The organism is Streptosporangium sp. NPDC053982, from assembly GCF_055585205.1.
On sequence record NZ_JBVJKQ010000020.1, the window covers coordinates 175,107 to 192,782 of the forward strand.

11 protein-coding genes are annotated in these 17,676 nt (G+C 73.7%); 9 read left to right on the forward strand and 2 right to left on the reverse strand.

Translation table 11 applies throughout. The annotated features are described in order from the left end of the window. Positions 1-285: 285 nt before the first annotated feature. The 3 genes from ACZ6W9_RS32460 to ACZ6W9_RS32470 all read left to right on the forward strand — a co-directional run bounded on the left by ACZ6W9_RS32460 (position 286) and on the right by ACZ6W9_RS32470 (position 8,763). Positions 286-3,285 carry an AfsR/SARP family transcriptional regulator gene (locus tag ACZ6W9_RS32460; RefSeq protein WP_470121180.1) on the forward strand — a complete coding sequence of 1,000 codons (3,000 nt, stop codon included), beginning with the start codon at positions 286-288 and terminating at the stop codon, positions 3,283-3,285. Positions 3,286-3,874: 589 nt separating this feature from the next. Continuing rightward, positions 3,875-5,179: an MFS transporter gene (locus ACZ6W9_RS32465; RefSeq protein WP_470121182.1), complete on the forward strand. Its 1,305-nt coding sequence runs from the start codon at positions 3,875-3,877 to the stop codon at positions 5,177-5,179. A 242-nt stretch (positions 5,180-5,421) separates the two neighbouring features. Beyond that, the gene (locus ACZ6W9_RS32470) at positions 5,422-8,763 is read left to right on the forward strand and encodes a S8 family serine peptidase (RefSeq protein WP_389967179.1); all 3,342 of its coding nucleotides are present in this window, start codon (positions 5,422-5,424) and stop codon (positions 8,761-8,763) included. Between the two features lie 168 nt (positions 8,764-8,931). Here ACZ6W9_RS32470 and ACZ6W9_RS32475 read toward each other — a convergent pair whose 3' ends face one another. Beyond that, positions 8,932-9,360 carry a CBS domain-containing protein gene (locus ACZ6W9_RS32475; RefSeq protein WP_389967176.1) on the reverse strand — a complete coding sequence of 143 codons (429 nt, stop codon included), beginning with the start codon at positions 9,358-9,360 and terminating at the stop codon, positions 8,932-8,934. Between the two features lie 313 nt (positions 9,361-9,673). Here ACZ6W9_RS32475 and ACZ6W9_RS32480 point away from each other — a divergent pair, with 313 nt between their 5' ends. Both ACZ6W9_RS32480 and ACZ6W9_RS32485 read left to right on the forward strand, forming a co-directional pair. Then, on the forward strand, positions 9,674-11,092 hold the full coding sequence (locus ACZ6W9_RS32480) for an aminopeptidase P family protein (protein WP_470121185.1): 1,419 nt from the start codon (positions 9,674-9,676) through the stop codon (positions 11,090-11,092). Between the two features lie 271 nt (positions 11,093-11,363). Then, entirely contained in the window at positions 11,364-12,248 is an 885-nt protein-coding gene (locus ACZ6W9_RS32485) for a hypothetical protein (protein ID WP_470121187.1), read from the forward strand. Between the two features lie 118 nt (positions 12,249-12,366). On the opposite strand, the gene ACZ6W9_RS32490 is transcribed toward ACZ6W9_RS32485, so the two are convergent. Next, positions 12,367-13,386 carry a cation diffusion facilitator family transporter gene (locus ACZ6W9_RS32490; protein WP_470121189.1) on the reverse strand — a complete coding sequence of 340 codons (1,020 nt, stop codon included), beginning with the start codon at positions 13,384-13,386 and terminating at the stop codon, positions 12,367-12,369. A gap of 156 nt (positions 13,387-13,542) precedes the next feature. Here ACZ6W9_RS32490 and ACZ6W9_RS32495 point away from each other — a divergent pair, with 156 nt between their 5' ends. The 4 genes from ACZ6W9_RS32495 (at position 13,543) to ACZ6W9_RS32510 (ending at position 17,375) form a co-directional block, all read left to right on the forward strand. Then, entirely contained in the window at positions 13,543-14,133 is a 591-nt protein-coding gene (locus ACZ6W9_RS32495; RefSeq protein WP_389967164.1) for a malonic semialdehyde reductase, read from the forward strand. Between the two features lie 337 nt (positions 14,134-14,470). Further along, a complete protein-coding gene (locus ACZ6W9_RS32500) occupies positions 14,471-14,950 on the forward strand; it encodes a MarR family winged helix-turn-helix transcriptional regulator (RefSeq protein WP_362943659.1) in 480 nt (159 codons plus the stop codon). Between the two features lie 162 nt (positions 14,951-15,112). Beyond that, positions 15,113-15,793, forward strand: a complete 681-nt coding sequence (locus ACZ6W9_RS32505) for an LppX_LprAFG lipoprotein (RefSeq protein WP_389967161.1) — start codon at positions 15,113-15,115, stop codon at positions 15,791-15,793. A 4-nt stretch (positions 15,794-15,797) separates the two neighbouring features. Further along, on the forward strand, positions 15,798-17,375 hold the full coding sequence (locus ACZ6W9_RS32510; protein ID WP_389967158.1) for an MFS transporter: 1,578 nt from the start codon (positions 15,798-15,800) through the stop codon (positions 17,373-17,375). The last annotated feature ends 301 nt before the right edge of the window (positions 17,376-17,676 follow it).

Here is a 17,676-nt window from a genome sequence, read left to right on the forward strand (position 1 = left end):
CTCCGGCACCCCTCAGGCTACGGCCTCGCGCCCGGTTTCCCGCAGGCCGTCCGGCGTCGCCCGGTGCCGATCGGCGCCGGCCGGGCCACGCCGCCCGCCCCGCCGTACGGCTCGCCCCGCCGTACGGCCTGCAGCCCCGTCCGGCGGGCGCCACGGATTCCGCCCCGATGTACCCCCGCGGGGACATAATGGCCCCACATCGGGCCTCGCCTGGAATGATCGCAAACAGCGGACTTCACGAGACCGCTCCCTGTTGGTCTCAGCGATTCGGTGGCGGGGGAACTGATGAGATTCACCGTTCTGGGGCCGGTCAGAGCAGGAAACGGCGAACGGGTCAGCACGCTCGGCCGGTCCCAGCGCCGAGGGCTCCTCGGGTTCCTGCTGCTCAACGCCGACCTGGTCGTCACGCTGGAGGCGATGGTCGAGGCCCTCTGGGGCGGTGCGCCGCCGTCGTCGGCCCGCGCCCAGATCTACTCGGGGATCCACGCGATCCGCGGCGAGCTGCGAGGGCTCGGCATCGAGGAGGTGGCGTCGGTCCGGGGCGGCTACCTGCTGCGCGCGGGCACGGAGGACCTGGACCTCGCCGTGTTCGAGAACTGTGAGAGGCGGGCCCGGACGGAGCGGGACCCCGCGCAGGTCGCCCGGCTGCTGCGCCGCGCCCTCGGGGTCTGGAGCGGCCCCGCGCTGAGCGACGCCTCCGGAGCCTACGTGGAACCCGCCCGGGTGCACCTGGAGGAGAAGCGGCTCGCCTGCGTCGAGAACCTGATCGACGCGGAGCTGGCCCTGGGGCGGCACGACGTGGTGATCAGCGAGTTCCGGGAGCTGGCCCACAGCCACCCGCTGCGGGAGAGGCTGTGCACCCGCCTCATGCTGGCCCTCTACCGGAGCGGACGCCGGATCGAGGCTCTCGACCTCTCCCGTGACCTGCGCGGCAGGCTCGTCGAGGAGCACGGGCTGGACCCCGGTCACGCGATGGTCGAGCTGGAGGAGGCCATCCTGCGCGGCGATCCCTCTCTCGACCTCCCGGCGACGGCCGTCACGGCGGGCTCGGGCGGGGCGCCGCCGGTCGGCGTCCCCGCCCAGCTGCCCGCGGACACCGTCGACTTCACCGGGCGGGACGAGGAGATCGCCACCGCCGTCCGGGGCATGACCGGACCGCAGGAGACGGCACCGGGGATCTGCGTGATCACCGGTCCGCCCGGCGTGGGGAAGACGACCCTCGCCGTCCACGTCGCGCACCGGGTCCGCGAGCACTACCCGGACGGCCAGCTCTTCGTCGACCTCCGCGGCGCCGACACCTACCCGATGGAACCGGAGGAGGTGCTCGCGGGTTTCCTGCGCGCGCTGGGCGTCGAGACCGGGGCGATCCCGGACAGCCGCGACGAGCGCGCGGCTCTCTACCGGACCCTGCTCGCCGAACGGCGCGTGCTCGTGGTCCTCGACAACGCGACGGACGAGAACCACGTGCAGCCGCTGATCCCCGGAACCGGCACCTGCGCGGTGCTGGTGACGGGCCGCAGGAGGCTCACCGGTCTCGGGGCCCGTACGCTGCTCGACCTGCGACCCTTCGGCGGCGACGAGGCGGTCGTCCTGCTGGGCAGGCTGGCGGGGGCGGAACGCGTCGCGGCGGAGAGCGCGCAGACCCGTGAGCTGGCGCGCCTCTGCGAGGGCCTGCCTCTCGCGCTGCGCATCGCGGGGGCGCGTCTGGCCGCACGGCCGCACCGCGGCATCGGGGAGATGGTCGAGCGCCTCGCCGACGAACGGCGCCGCCTGGACGAGCTCTCCTACTCCGGGCTCGCCGTCCGGTCCGGGCTCGACCTGAGCTATCGGGGGCTGAGCGTGCCGCAGCGACGGCTGCTGCGACGGCTGGCCCTCCTCGACGTCCACCAGGCCACCGCCTGGCTGGCCGCGGCCGCCTGCGGGGAGAGCCCGGCCGAGGCCGAGGAGACGCTGGAGAGCCTGACGGATGTCCATCTGCTGCGGGTCGAGGGCGTCGACCGCACCGGGCAGATCCGGTACGGCATGCACGATCTGGTGCGCGTCTACTGCCGGGAGCGGATGGCCGAGGAGGAGGACGACGCCGGCGCGGCGGCCGTGGTCGCGTCGGCCGCCCGGTATCTGCTCCGGCTGACCACCGAGGCCAGAGCCGCCAACCGGGGCCGCGACTACTGGACCCGGTGCGGCGAGGAACTGGCCGTCGAGGTCGATGCCCGGAGTCTGGCCCTCGCCGCCGCCCACGGGGTGACCTGGCTGGACGCGGAGCGGTCCACCCTCTCCGGCCTCATCCGGCAGACGTCGGCGTACCGGCTGTTCGACGAGTGCTGGCGCATCGCCCTGATGACGAGCTGGCTCTACGACGCCCAGACCTACACCGGCGAGTACGAGGCCCTGCTCTCCATCTCGCTGGAGGCCGCCCGGGAGGCGGGTGACAGACGCGCCGAGGCGGTGGTCACCACGGCCGTCGGCGACATGCGCGTGATGCTCGGCGCCCTGGTCGAGGGCGAGGCGCTGCTCCGGGAGGCCGAGGCGATCTTCCGTGAGCTCGGGGACCGGCACGGAACGGCCGACGCGGGGCGGAACCTCGGGTACCTGCACCGTGTCCGGGGGGAGCACGCCGCCGCCCTCCAGCGCTACCAGGAACTGAGTGAGGTCTTCAGGGTGGAGGAGGACCATGCCGGAGAGGCGCTGGCGCTGCGCTGCATCGGCCAGATACACCTGACCCGGGGCCGCCTCGACGAGGCTCTGCCGTACCTGGAGGAGGCCTACGCCGTGGCGGCGCGGGGGCGGGGGGACTGGCCGCGGATGACCACGCTGTACTGGCTCGGTGAGGCGTACCGGCAGCTGGGACGGCTTGAGGAGGCGCGGACGGCCTACCTGTCGGTCGTCCGGGCGGTGGAGCCGGCGGGGGACATCGCGGGGGCGAGCTGGGCCCGGCTGGGCCTGGCGGAGGTGGCCACCGAGCTCGGCGACCACGAGGAGGCACGCGTCCAGTTCGATCTCGCGACCGAGCAGGCCGCCCGCTGCGGGATCACGCCGATGATCTGCAGGGTCGGCGTGGCGAGCGCCCGTGCCTGGCTGGGCACCGGGCACACCGCCGAGGCGGCGGAGACGCTCGAACACGTCCTGCCGCTCTTCTCGCGGCCCGCGCCCCCTTCACTGCGGGCCGAGGCCATGGAACTGCTGGCGGAGATCCACGATCGGCGGGGAGAGCCCGAGGCGTCGGCACGGGCGAGGGCCGACGCCCGGCGGATACGCGCTGAGCTGGAGCGGCAGGAGAACGTGTAGTTCGCGCATAGCTCACGTATCAACCCTTTCTGCCATAAAGAACCCGTCGAAGCCCTCCGTTTCGCCACGCACGGGGGCGCCGGAGGGCCTCGGCACGATGACCCGGTGGCCGCTCACCACCGGCGAGGCATCACCGGCCGGTTCGCGACGACGGGAGGTGATCACGCGCGGCTGGGACGGGGGCTGACGGAACCCGCCCGACACCGACGGAACCCACCGGGAGGTGACCATGCGCGACTTCGACTGGTACTGACCGGAACATGGGAGCCACGCGACACCTGCGGAGCCCGTGGGAGGTGACCACGCGCGACTTCGAGTGGCACTGACAGGAACCCGGACACACGACACCTGCGAACACCCGCGGGAGGCGGGCATGCGCGACTTCGTCCGGACCTGATCCGATGAACCCGTCCGGGCCGCGGGACGGACGGGCGGGCGACCCGCCGGATCCGTGACGCGACCCGGCGGAAGGCGGCGTCCGGCGCGGACGCCGCCTTCCGTACGCCTTCCCCCTCTCACACGGGCCCCGTACGGCTCCCGTACGGCTCCCGTACGGCGGCCCGTGAACCCCAGGCAGGAGAACGAAGAGTTGAGTGCCATCGCCGACGCCGGCGGCTTCCGGAGGGCCTTCGGCGTGCCCGAGTTCCGGGCGCTGTGGACAGCCGTGGCGATCATGAGAGCCGGCAACCAGCTGGGACGGGTGGCCCTGGCGGTGCTCGCCTTCGAGCGCACCGGCTCGGCCGCCGTGACCGCCCTCGTCTACGCCCTCACCCTTCTCCCCGCGCTCATCGGCGGCCCGCTGCTGGGCGGGCTGGCCGACCGGTACCCGCGCCGGCGGCTGATCGTCGTGTGCGGGCTGGCGCGGGCCGTGCTGATCGCGCTGGTCGCCGTGCCGTCGATCCCGCTCCCGGTCCTGTGCGCGCTCCTCTTCGCCTCGCAGCTGCTCGAATCGCCGGCCGTGTCCGCCCAGATGGCGATGACCCCCGACATCCTTCCCAAGGACGCCTACCAGGCCGGCATCGCGATCCAGCATCTGACCTCGCAGATCGTGACGCTGGCCGGCTTCGCGGCCGGGGGCGTCCTGGTGGCGGCGGCGGGAACGACCGGATCGCTCCTCATCAACGCCGCGACCTTCGTGTCGGCCGCGTTGATCGCCTTCCGGGGGGTGCGCTTCCGGCCCGCCACCGGGACCCGCGACTCCGGCGGACGGGCGGGGCGGGACGGCCCCGCGGCCGGGCTTCGCCTGCTCGTCGGTGATCGTCGTCTGCGGAGCCTGCTGGCACTCGCCATGCTCGCCGGATTCCAGGTCGTCCCCGAGGCCCTGGCCAGCCCCTACGCCGCCGGACTCGGGCAGGGCACCGCGGTGGTGGGGCTGCTCATGGCCTCCATCCCGGTGGGAAACGTGCTTGGAGTGTTCCTGCTCACCCGGTTCGTGCCGACCCCGGCCCGGCTGCGGTGGCTCGGGCCGCTCGCGTGCGCCGCGAGCCTGCCGTTGCTGGCGTCGGCGTTCCTCCCCGGCGTCGCCACCTCCCTGGCGCTGTGGTCGCTGATCGGACTGCTGGGGGCGTACCAGGTCACCGCCAACGCGGAGTTCGTCCGGATCACTCCCACCGAACGGCGCGGCCAGGTGCTGGGAATCGCGTCGTCGGCGCTGGTGGCCGCACAGGGGCTGGGCATGCTCGCGGGCGGCCTGCTCGCCGAGCGGATGGGGATGACGGGCGCCCTGGCCGTCGCGGGGATCGCGGGAACGGTCGCCGGCGTGCCGGCCGCGCTGGGCTGGCATCGCGCTCGCACCCGCCAGGCGGACGACCGCGCCGCCGATGCGACGGCCGGCCCCGGCACCGGTACGGCGGACACCGGTCTCCGCGAGGAGGCCCCGCGGGGGCGCCGGTGATCATGCGATCAGACTTGCCCAAGCAGGACGCTTATTGTGGCAATTTCCGTCCCTAGCCAAGCAAATGGCCGCTGATTAGTCTCCCAGTCATGTCGGCCGCCCTCACGGACGGTCGATCGCTCGTCACCCAACGGGGAGGGCCGAGACCTCCTGACGCCATGCCCGCGGCCGGGCACGGCCGGGTGACCTGGGGCCTCCACGCGGGGTGACGCGCTCATGCGTCCCCCCACAGGGAGGTCTCCTTGCCCAGTACCCCGCAGCTGCCCGGGATCAGGCGGGCGGCGGTGCTCGCCGCCGGCCTCGGGCTCGTCGCGGCGATGACGCCGCCGGCGAACGCGGATCCCGCTCCCACGCCGGCTCCGAAGAAATGGACGGCGACCCCGCTGACCGGCGGCGAGCCGGTCCAGGGCGCCAAGTCGGCGACCGGCAGGCTCGCCCGGAGCGACACGACGCTGCTGAGGTCGGCGTCGAGCGCCCCCGTCAACGTGATGGTCAAGCTCGACTACGACTCCTACGCCGCCTACCAGGGAGACCTCGAAGGGCTTCCCGCCACGAGTCCCTCGAAGACCGGCAGGGCACTCGACGTCAGGAGCGCGACCGCCAGGAAGTACGAGAAGCACATCGAGCGGGTGGAGAACGCCTTCCTCGCCGAGCTGTCCAGGAAGGTGCCGGGCGCCCGGGCCGGGCAGAGGCTGCGGACGGTCTACGGCGGCATCGCACTGCGGATCCCCGCCGACAAGGCGGCCGAGGTGCTGAGGCTGCCCGGGGTCGCCGCGGTCCAGAACGACAAACCGGAGAAACCGCTGACCGACTCCAGTTCCGACTTCATCGGCGCCCCGGCGATCTACAGCAGACTGGGCGGCAGCTCCTCCTCCGGCAAGGGCGTCGTCGTCGGCGTCCTCGACTCCGGCGCCTGGCCGGAGCACCCCCAGTTCGCCGACCCCGGCGACCTGCCCGCCCCGCCTCCCACCAAGGACGGGACCCCGCGCGTCTGCGACTTCGGGGACAATCCGCTGACCCTGGCCGCCGACCCCTTCACCTGCAACAACAAGCTCATCGGCGGCGCGCCGTTCCTGGAGACCTACAACGCGGTGATCGGCGGCGAGGTCTACCCCGACAGCGCGCGCGACTCCAACGGCCACGGCACCCACACCGCGACCACCTCGGCCGGCGGCCCGGCGGCCGACGCCGCCCCGCTCGGCATCAGCCGCGGCCCGATCCACGGGATCGCCCCGGCGGCGCACGTGTCGGTCTACAAGGTGTGCGGGGTGCAGGGCTGCTTCCCCTCCGACTCCGCGCAGGCCGTGGGCCGGGCGATCCTGGACGGCGTCCGGGTGATCAACTTCTCGATCTCCGGAGGCGGCTCCCCCTACACCGACCCGGTGGAACTGGCCTTCCTCGACGCCTACGCCGCGGGCGTGTTCGTGTCGGCCTCGGCGGGCAACTCCGGCCCCGGCGCGGGGACCACCGACCACCGCGGCCCGTGGGTGACCACGGTGGCGGCCTCCACGCAGTCCAGGACGTTCCAGTCCACCGTCACGCTGACCGGCACGGGCGGCGCGACGGCGAAGCTCAGGGGCGCCTCCATCACGGCGGGGGTGAACTCCCCGCTGCCGGTCGTGCTCGCCTCGGCTCCGCCGTACTCCAACCCCCTGTGCACGGCCCCCGCTCCCCCGGGCCTGTTCACCGGCAAGATCGTCGCCTGTGAGCGCGGCCCCGGCCGGGTCCTGAAGGGCTTCAACGTGCGCCAGGGCGGCGCGGCGGGGATGATCCTCTACAACACCACCCCGCTCGACGTGATGACCGACAACCACTGGCTGCCCACGGTCCACATCGACAAGCCGGAGACCGACGCCCTGCTGGCCTTCCTGTCGGCCAACCCCGGCGCGACCGCGGCGTTCCCGCAGGGCGCCAAGACCACCTGGCAGGGCGACGTCATGACCACGTTCTCCTCCCGCGGACCGGGCGGGGACTTCCTCAAGCCGGACGTCACCGCGCCCGGCCTGCACATCCTGGCGGGGCAGACGCCGACGCCGGAGGACCCGGCCGGCGGCCCGGCGGGCCAGCTGTACCAGGCCATCGCGGGCACCTCGATGTCGTCGCCGCACGTCGCGGGCGCCGCGGCCCTGGTGTTCGCGCTGCACCCCGGCTGGACCCCCGGCCAGGTCAAGTCCGCGCTGGAGACCACGGCCAGGACGTCGGTCACCAAACAGGACCGCGTCACCCCCGCCGACCCGTTCGACCTCGGCGGCGGCCGCATCGACCTGACCAGGGCCGGCGACCCCGGCCTGACCCTGGACGAGACCGCGGAGAACTTCGCCGCCTCGGCCACCGACGAGCGGAACCGCATCGACCTCAACCTGCCGTCGGTGAACGCCCCGACCATGCCGGGTCTCATCACCGCCAAGCGGACCGTCACCAACGTCACCGACAGGACGCTCACCTACACCGCGACCGGCAGGACCGTCAGCGGGGCGGACATCGCGGTGCTGCCGCCGCTGCTCATCGTCAAGCCGGGCAAGAGCGCGAAGATCACCGTGGTGGTCACCGCCCCCGACCTGCCCGACGGCCAGTACTTCGGCCAGGTGGACCTCAAGCAGGTCGGCGGGAGCCGCGACCTGCACCTGCCGGTGGCGTTCTTCCGCAGGGAGGGCGCCGTCCCGGTCGACCAGACCTGCACGCCGGACACCATCGCCCGCGACACCGGCGAGTCCACCTGCACGGTGAGCGTGCGCAACGACACGCTCAACGACACCGAGGTCACGGCGGTCAGCACGCTGGACGCTAAGCTGCGTCTCAACGGCGTCACGGGAGCCACGAAGGCCGGCTCCCAGATCGCCACGGCGAAGACGACCCTGGCGGGCAGGCAGCCGGACAGGCCCGTCGTATCGCCCGGCACCGGGCCCGCGCCGTACCTGCCGCTGGACGCCTTCGGCATCGCGCCGACGCCGATCGGCGACGAGCAGGCGCTCAATTTCACCGTCCCGGCGTTCACGTACGCGGGACGGACCTACACCCGGATCGGTGTCGTCTCCGACGGCTACACGGTCGCGGGAGGCACCTCGGGCTCCGGCGACATCGACCCCGTCCCGCAGTCCCTGCCCGACCCGGCGGCTCCCAACAACGTGCTCGCCCCCTACTGGACCGACCTGGACGGCACCGGCGCGCCCGGCGTCTACGTCGCGACCCTCACCGACGGCGTCGACGACTGGCTCGTCGTCGAATGGCGGGTCAACCTCTACGGCACCACCGACACCAAGGTGTTCCAGCAGTGGATCGGGCTGAACGGCACCGAGGACATCACCTACGCCTACGATCCGGACCGGCTGCCCGGTGACACCCCGGCGGGCTACGGCCTGACCGTGGGCGCCGAGAACTCCGAGGGCACGGCCGGGTCGCAGATCGGCGGCCCGCCGACGCGGGACCTCCGGGTGACCAGCACGCCCGGCGCCCCGGGCGGCACCCTCACCTACACGATGAAGGTCAAGGGGGTCGCGACGGGCACGGGAACGGTGACCACCGGCACCTCGACGCCCGAGGTGAAGGGCCTCACCATCGAGGTCGACAGGATAACCGTCCGGTAACGGCGCGCGACGGCGGTCCGTGGGGCCCGGCACCCGGCGCCGGGCCCCATCGGCGTCCCTCGGACGTCCCCGCCGACGCCCCTCAGGACGCCGCCGGGTGCCGCGCGGGGCCCGCCCGGCGACGCGGCGGGCCTGGTGGGACGGGGAGCGGAAGCCGGGTGGATCCGTTCAGCGGTGGAGGTAGTCCACCAGGTGCGCCTTCTCCGTCTCCAGCGCCTCGATGGCGCTCTTGACCACGTCGCCGATGCTGACGATCCCGGCGAGCCGGCCGTCCGCCACCACCGGCACGTGCCGGATGCGGTGCGTGGTCATGGTCTGGCGCAGGTCCTCCACCTTGACGCCGGGGCCGCAGGTGCGGACCTCGGTGGTCATGATGGCCGACACGGGGGCGTCCAGCACGGCGGCGCCGCGGTCGTCGAGGCCGCGGACCACGTCGCGCTCGGAGACGATGCCGCTGATCGAGGAACCGTCCTCGGAGACCACCGCGGCTCCGATGTTGTTGTCGGCCAGTACGGCCAGCAGTTCGGTCACCGTCGAACGGGGACGGACGGTGACCACCTGATTTCCCTTTTTGGCGAGGAGCGCACCGATGAGCATCGAGACCACCTGGGTGTTCGGCTGGGTGGGGGTTCCTGTTTCCTGCCCGGCGGGCTTCCCCGCTAAGCCTCCGCCCGTGCCCCGTCCCGGCGGGATCCCCGGCTGAGCCTCCGCCCGCGCCCAGCCCGTACACCCTGTTCGCGCCCGTCCTGGCGAGCTCCCGCCGAGCCTCCCCGTCGCGGCGGCGCGGCCGTGCGGCACGGCCGCCGGATCCCCGTGGCCGACGTCGGCCGTGTCTCCGCGCCGGGGATGCGGACCCTTCCTCCCGACTGTAGTGTGTGAAATATCACAAGCCTTCGCCCCCGGGGATCCGATGACCGACAAGCTGAACACCGGCAGCCACGACCTGCCGGTATCCGACGCCCTCGCCGAGTTCATGAGGACCGGCTGGGCCGACAGCCGCCGCGACGACGTGGCGGCGCTGCCGGTGGCCGCGTACACGGCCAAGCGACGCGCCGCGCTCGCCGCGCGGTTCCCCGGCGAGCGCCTCGTCATCCCGTCCGGCACGCTCAAGGTCCGCAGCAACGACAGCGACTACCGCTTCCGCCCGCACAGCGCGTTCACCCACCTCACCGGTGACCAGGAGCCCGACGACGTCCTGGTGGTCGACCCGTCCGGGGAGGCGACGCTGTTCCTGCGCCCCCGGTCGCCGCGCTCGGCCTCCGGGACGGCCGGGCAGGAGTTCTACCGCGACCGCCGCTACGGGGAGTTCTGGGTGGGCCGCCGCCCCGACCTCGCCGAGGCCGAGGCGCTCTACCTCCTCGACTGCGCGCCGATCGACCGTCTGGACGACGCTCTCGCCGGCCCGGCGCGGGTGCTGCGCGGGGTGGACGCCTCGGTGGACGCCCGGGTGGCCCCGCACGACGGGGACGCCGAGCTGGAGACGTTCCTGTCGGAGATGCGGCTGATCAAGGACGAGTGGGAGGTCGCCGAGCTGCAGTTCTCGGTGGACGCGACCGTGCGCGGCTTCGAGGACGTCGTGCGGGCGCTGCCTGCGGCGCTGGACCACCGGCGTGGCGAGCGCTACCTGGAGGGGATCTTCGGCCTGCGGGCCCGCCTGGAGGGCAACGCGGTCGGCTACGAGAGCATCGTCGCCTCCGGCGCCCACGCGTGCGTGCTGCACTGGATCCGCAACGACGGGCGGCTGAACCCCGACGACCTGCTGCTGCTCGACGCGGGCGTGGAGACCGACGGCCTCTACACCGCCGACGTCACCCGGACCCTGCCGATCTCCGGGCGGTTCAGCCCGGTCCAGCGGCAGGTCTACGAGCTGGTCTACGAGGCCCAGAGCGCGGCGATCGAGGCGCTGCGGCCCGGGGCGCGGTTCCGCGACTTCCACCGGACCGCCATGCGGGTCATCGCCGAGGGGTTGCGCGACTGGGGCGTGCTGAAGATCAGCGCGGACGAGGCCATGGAGCCCGGCAGCGGCCTGTACCGCCGCTACACGCTGTGCAGCAGCGGCCACATGCTCGGCATGGACGTCCACGACTGCGCCAGGGCGCGCGCGGAGGTCTACCTGGACGGCGTGCTGGAGGAGGGGCAGGTGCTCACCGTCGAGCCCGGCCTCTACCTGCAGCCGGACGACCTGACGCTGCCGCCGGAGCTGCGGGGCATCGGCGTGCGGATCGAGGACGACCTCGTCATCACCGCCGACGGCGCCCGGCTGATGTCGGCGGGGCTGCCCCGCCACCCCGACGAGATCGAAGGCTGGATGGCCGCGCTCTCCGCCTGACCGCGTACCGCTCCCCCGCCCGGCCGCACCGGGCGGGGGTGTCCGGTCAGGGACGTCCCGGCGGCCGGGCGGAGGGTCATGGCCGCCCGACCCGACTGAGCAATACATACTAAAAGGGACGTTAGGCGACGTTCCGGACACACTCCGTCAGGGAAGACTCGCCGTGAAGGGCCGCCGTACGGGGCCCGGAGGCGATACGGCGAGCCCGGCCGCCCGCCGGTCGCCGCACCGCCGCGATCGGGAGCGGGGCCGCCGTGATCAGGAGCAGCAGTTGAGCCGGGCGCCTCGGCAGCCGGACGAGGGGGCTCCCCGGGAGGCGGCCCCGGACCACCGCGGGGCTCCCGAGGGAACCCCCTACGGCGCCGGGGCCACGGGCGGCGGGGACTCCGGCGACGGGGGACCCCCCACCCAGCCGAGCCCGGCGGCCCGGCCCGCCGGGACGCCCTCCGTCCACCCGGCCACCCGTCATGCGGCCGCGGCCCAGGCGGGCAGGGGCCCGGGGACTCCGGGGGCTCCGGGGGCTCCGGGGGCTCCGGGGGCTCCGGGGGCTCCGGGCCGGACGGTCACCCGCCGGGCCGGCGTCGTCGCGGCGGCGGCCGTGGCGGGGATGCTCGCGACCACCCTGACGGCCGCGATCCAGTGGAGGACCGCCGACCGGCTCCGGCAGGAGGAGTCCGAACGCGCGGCGGTCGCGGGGCGGGCGCGCGAGTTCGCCGTGGCGCTGCAGACCTACGACTACGCGGACCTGCGGGTCTGCCGCGACCGGGTCCGCGCCTCCTCCAGCGAGCGGTTCGAGAGGGCCTACGACGAGGCCTTCGGGAGACTCAAGGAGGCGATCATCTCGATGCGGGCGCGCTCGGCCGCATCGGTGCGGGACGTCTACGTCTCCGGGGTCGCCCCGGACCGGGCGAGGGCGATCACGGTGGTGGACTCCACGGTCACCAGCACCGCGGGCACCCGGCGGCTCCTGGGCACCTACCTGCGGCTCGACCTGGTCAGGACGGGCGGGAACTGGAAGGTCGACGACACGACGGTCATGGGCACGGCCGACGAGCTGGTCACCGACCCCCAGGGCAGGACCGTGGCGCCGTCCCCCGGCCCCTCCGGGAACGCCTGGGGAGACGACTCCGCGGACGATTCGGGAGAGGACGAGTAGGCCACCCGGGACCTCCCGCCCCGGCCCCGGGGCCCGGCCTGCGCCGATCCGGCCCGCTACCGTCACCCCGGCACCGCCGCCCCGCCGTCGGGGCTCCGCGATCCGCCGCCCCCGCCGTTCAGGAGTCCTGGTCCGCCGCCCGGCGGTGGTCGTGGGACGACCTGCCCGGGGTGGGGTCGAGGAAGACGTGCGAGATCGACGGGAAACGCTCGCGGAGCCGCTCCTCCACCCGGTCGGCGGCCCGCTCCAGGGCGGCCCCCGTGCTCTCGTCGGAGAAGTCGACGCGCGCGGCGACCATCACCTCGGACGGGCCGAGCATCATGGTCAGCAGCTCCACCACGTCCTCGACCTCGGGCTGGGCGAGCATCTCCCGCTCGACCTCCTTCCTGAGCCGCTCGGGCGCGGCCTGGCCCATCAGCAGGGAGACGTTGGCACGGATGAGGTGGGCGGCGACGCCCAGCAGCAACAGGCCGATGGCGACCGAGGCGACGCCGTCCCACACGGGGTCACCGGTCATCTCGTAGGCCAGCAGGCCGCAGGCGGCGATCACCAGGCCCGCCAGCGCGGCGGCGTCCTCGAAGAGCACGGCCTTGACCGCGGTGTCGGAGGTCCGGGCGACGTAGCGCTGCGGGCTCACCCTCACCCGGGCGGCCTCCGAGCGCACCTGCGACAGCGCCTTGAAGAAGGAGACCGACTCGATCACGAACGAGATCACGAGGACGGCGTAGGAGACCCTCAGGTCGGCGAGCTCCTCGCCGTGGATGATCTCCTGCACGCCGTGGGTGATCGAGAAGCCCGCGCCGCCGATGAGGGTGGCGAAGGCCGCCATCAGCGCCCAGAAGAACCCCGCCATGCCGTGCCCGAACGGGTGCCTGGCGTCGGGGGGGCTGTCGGACCGGCGGACCGCGACGAACAGCAGCACCTCGGTGACGGTGTCGGCGGCGGAGTGCGCGGCCTCGGACATCATCGCCGCCGAGGAGCTCATCAGGCCGGCGACCAGCTTGGCGATGGCGATCGCGAGGTTGGCCAGACCGGCCACGATGACGGTGCCGAGGCTCTCCGATCCGGACTTCTCCGGATCGGGCTTCTCCGAGCCGGGCTTCTCCGGGCCGTTCCTGTCCGCTTCGGGGTCGTTCACTGGGATCTCCGCTGTCCGGCCGCTGTACGCCGGTGTCTCGTTCCTCCCCTCCGGCGGATGAAACCTCCCTCCGAGCCGGGGAACGAGACACCGGGAATAGTTGAATCTTCACCTATGTTGCGGAGAGAAAAGGACATCAGCCGCTTAGGAGTACATATGTCACTCGTCCTCGCCCCCGAAGCGCAGGCCCTCCTCTTCCGCGACGCCCGTACGGCGAACGCCTTCAGCGACGAGCCGGTCACCGACGAGCAGATGCGGGCGATCTACGACCTGGTGAAGTACGCCCCGACCGCCATGAACGGCCAGCCGCTCCGCATCGTCCTGGTGCGCTCCGCCGAGGCCCGGGAGCGCCTGGTGCCCCTGATGGCGCCCGGGAACCAGGCGAAGACCGCCGCCGCCCCGCTGGTCGCCATCCTCGCCGCCGACCTGGACTTCCACGAGGAGCTGCCGAAGGTCTTCCCGCACGCCGCGGGCGCCAGGGAGCGGTTCGCGGCCGACGAGGCGGTCCGCGCCCGCACCGCCACGTTCAACGCGGCCCTGCAGGTCGGCTACTTCATCCTGGGAGTCCGCGCCGCCGGCCTGGCCGCCGGGCCGATGGCCGGTTACGACGCCGACGGCATCGACAAGGAGTTCCTCGACGACGCCCACACCGTCATGGCGGTGGTCAACATCGGCAGGCCCGGAGAGAACGCCTGGTTCGGCCGCCTTCCCCGCCTCCCCTACGACGAGGTCGTCACCAGCGTCTGAGTCACCGGCGTCTGGGGCACCGGCGTCTGGGGCACCGGCGTCTGAGAGCCGCCCGTCCGAGCGCCGGCCGCCCCGCCGGTCGCTCGGGGGACGGAACCGCCCGGGGACGGGACCGCGCGGGACCGCACATGATCGCCCGGGGCCGCACAGGACCGCGCAGGACCGCGTGGAGGACGCCCGCCGCGCCGGTGTGGCGCGTTCCCGGTCCGGGGAAAGGGCGTTCCGCCGTTTTCCGGTAAGTTCTGATCCATGAACGGGGAGTCGAACCGGTACGGCGGACGCGACAGGCACCTCGCCGGAGCCGTCCCACGTGACGGGGGAAGAAGGTGAACGGCCGGTGACCGACGAGGAGACCCGCTGGCTCAGCTCCATGGAGCAGCGCACCTGGCGCGCGTACCTCGACGCCTACCGGCTGCTGGAACACCGTCTCGATCGCGAGCTGCAATCCTTCGGGCTGTCCATCAACGACTACCAGATCCTGGTCAACCTGTCGGAGAGCCCCGAGCACCGGATGCGCATGAGCGACCTGGCGAGCGCGACGATCCAGTCACGCAGCCGCCTCTCCCACCAGATCTCCCGGATGGAGGCGGCCGGGCTGGTCACGCGGGAGAACTGCCCCGACGACCGGCGCGGCACCTTCGCCGTGCTGACCGGGAACGGCTGGGCCACCATCCAGAAGGTCGCCCCGCACCACGTGGCCAGCGTGCGGCGGCACTTCATCGACCTGCTCACCGACGACCAGCTGCACGCGCTGGAGTCCGCGTACGCCCCGGTGGTCGAGCACCTCAAGAGCCTGCGGACGGCGAGCGGGAGCTGACGGGCTCCGGGCCCTCCGGGAACGGTCCCCCCTCCGGCTCCTCCGGCCATGTCCCGCTGGGAGCGCTCCCGTCCCGGAGGACGTCCGCGCGGGAGCCGGAGGAGGCGAAACCGATACCGCTCCGGCATCGTCCGGCGTCCCCGCGGTCGTTACTATCCGGCCATGCCTGGTCGCCGGATCCCCCTCGCCGCGGTGCTCGCCGCGGTGCTCGCCGTACTGTCCCTGACCGCCGCGTGCAGCGGCGGAGGCGGGCCGAGCCTGCCCGGCGGGCCGGAGCTGGTGCGGAAGTCGGCGGAGGCGATGCGGGCGGTCACGTCCGTGGCCTTCTCCCTGGAGACCGAGGGCAGCCCCGCCGTCCCGGTCAAGAAGGCGACCGGCCGCCTCAGCGGCACCGGCGATGCCGACGGCACCATCCAGCTCGATCTGATGGGCACCCTCCAGGAGATCCAGTTCGTCCTCCTCGGCGAGACCGTCCACTTCAAGGGCGTCACCGGCGGCTTCCAGAAGATGTCACGCGGCCAGCTCGCCACGATCTACGACCCGTCCGCCATCCTCGACCCGGACCGGGGGGTCGTCCAGCTCATGTCCGGCGCGGTGAACCCCCGGACGGAGGCCGCGGAGAAGGTGGACGGCTCCGACGCCTACCGGGTCTCGGCCACGCTCCCCCATCGGATCCTCGTCACGATGGTCCCCGGCCTCGGCCAGGACGTGAACGGCACGCTCTGGATCGACCGCGCCACCGGCCGCCTGCTCAAGGCCGACCTGCCGATGGACGGCGGGAAGGTGACCGTCGCCTTCCACGACTACGGCGCGCCGGTGCGGATCACCGCGCCGGCCGGGTGACCCGGTGACCGCCCCCGCTCCCCCCGACGCCCCCTCCACCGCGTCCCGGACCGTCCGGCGCCGCACCGCCCTCGGCGTCGGCGGCGCCGCCGTGCTGCTGGCGGCCCTGGACGCCTACGTCGTGGTGACCATCCTGGTGGACGTCGCGGGCGACGCCGGGGTGCCGCTCAACCACCTGGAACGCGCCACCCCGATCGTCACCGGCTTCCTGCTCGGCTACGTCGCGGCCATGCCGCTGCTCGGCGGCCTGTCCGACCGGTACGGCAGGCGCCCGCTGATCCACCTGTGCCTGGCGGGCTTCGCGGCCGGCTCGGTCGTCACCGCGCTGGGCGAGACCGTCCCCTGGCTGGTGGCCGGGCGGGCGTTGCAGGGCGTCGCGGGCGGCGCGCTGCTGCCCGTCACCATGGCCCTGGTCGCCGACCTGTGGGACGACCGCGACCGGCCGCTCGCCCTCGGCGCGCTCGGCGCGGCCCAGGAGCTCGGCAGCGTGCTCGGCCCCCTGTACGGCGCGGCCCTCGCCGCCGCGGTCCCGGTGTCCCTGCGGCTGGGCGCCGTCCCGCTCGGCGGCTGGCGGTCGATCTTCTGGATCAACGTCCCACTGGCCGCCGTGGCCGCGCTGGCCGTACGGCGGGCCGTGCCGCCCCGCGACCGCGCCGCGCCCCCGGCCGCCCGGGTCGATCTCGCCGGCGGGCTGCTGCTGGCCCTCGCGCTGGGCCTGCTCGTGGCGGGCCTGTACAACCCCGACCCGGGACGGTCGGTCCTGCCGCCGTGGGGGCCGGTCACGATCGCGGCCGGGGCGGCGTCCGCCGCCGGGTTCGCCGTCTGGGAGCGACGGGCCAGGGTCCGCCTGTTCGACCTGGCGGGGGTGGCGCGCACGCCGTTCTTCGCCACGCTCGGGGTGAGCGCGCTGACCGGCGCGGCGCTCATGGTCACCCTCGTGGACGCGCAGCTCACCGCGCAGACCCTCCTCGGGCTGGACGCGCTGGACGGCGCGCTGGTGCTGTCGCGCTTCCTGGTCGCGCTCTGCGTGGCCGCCCTGCTGGGCGGCCCCCTGGTCCGCCGGTACGGCGAGCGCGCCGTGGCGGTCGCCGGGCTGGCGGTGGCCGCGGCCGGTTACCTCCGCATCGGCGGGTGGCCGCTCGACCTGGCCTCCGCCGGTCTCCGGGTGGACGCCGACCTCGTCGTGGCCGGGCTCGGCCTCGGCGCGGTGATCGCCCCCGTCTCCTCGGCGGTCCTGCGGGCCGTACCCGCCGCCCGGCACGGCGTGGCGTCGGCCGCGGTGGTCGTGGCCCGGATGATGGGCATGCTGCTGGGGATCGCGGCGCTGTCGGCCTGGGGGTTCCACCGGTTCCAGTCGCTCACCGCGGACCTGGACACGCCGCTGCCGTTCGGTGTGGACCCCGCCGTCTACGCGCGGCGGCTCGCCGCCTACGAGGCCCAGGTCAAGGCGGCCCTGCACACCGAGTACGGCGAGATCTTCCTCATCACCGCCGCCCTGTGCGGGATCGGCGCGCTGGCCGCGCTGCTGCTGCCGCGCGGCCGTCCCGCCCCGGCGGGGACCGGTCGTCCCGGGGAACCGTGAGTTCCGCGCGGCCGGTCCCCGCCGCGGCGGAACCCGTCGGCCGGGGGTCCTGGAGCCTTCCGCGAGCCGGGCGGGCACATCGCGCGTGCCCGCCCCACCGGCGGCCGGACGCCCTACGGCACGACCGGGTCCTCCGTGGTCGTCAGACCTCCTCGACGCTGCTCGGCTCGCGCCGGGACAGGTCGATGCCGAGCTCCTCCGCGGCACGGAAGACGTCCTCGTCGGTGTCGCGCATCTCGATCGACATGCCGTCGCTGGAGAGCACCTCGACGTTCAGGCACAGCGACTGCATCTCCTTGAT

What these genes read in the sequence shown, in the direction of transcription:
- ACZ6W9_RS32460 (WP_470121180.1), top strand. Translation starts at nt 286, where the DNA reads ATGAGATTCACCGTTCTGGGGCCGGTCAGAGCAGGAAACGGCGAACGG.
- ACZ6W9_RS32475 (WP_389967176.1), bottom strand. Translation starts at nt 9,360, where the DNA reads ATGCTCATCGGTGCGCTCCTCGCCAAAAAGGGAAATCAGGTGGTCACC.
- ACZ6W9_RS32480 (WP_470121185.1), top strand. Translation starts at nt 9,674, where the DNA reads ATGACCGACAAGCTGAACACCGGCAGCCACGACCTGCCGGTATCCGAC.
- ACZ6W9_RS32495 (WP_389967164.1), top strand. Translation starts at nt 13,543, where the DNA reads ATGTCACTCGTCCTCGCCCCCGAAGCGCAGGCCCTCCTCTTCCGCGAC.
- ACZ6W9_RS32505 (WP_389967161.1), top strand. Translation starts at nt 15,113, where the DNA reads ATGCCTGGTCGCCGGATCCCCCTCGCCGCGGTGCTCGCCGCGGTGCTC.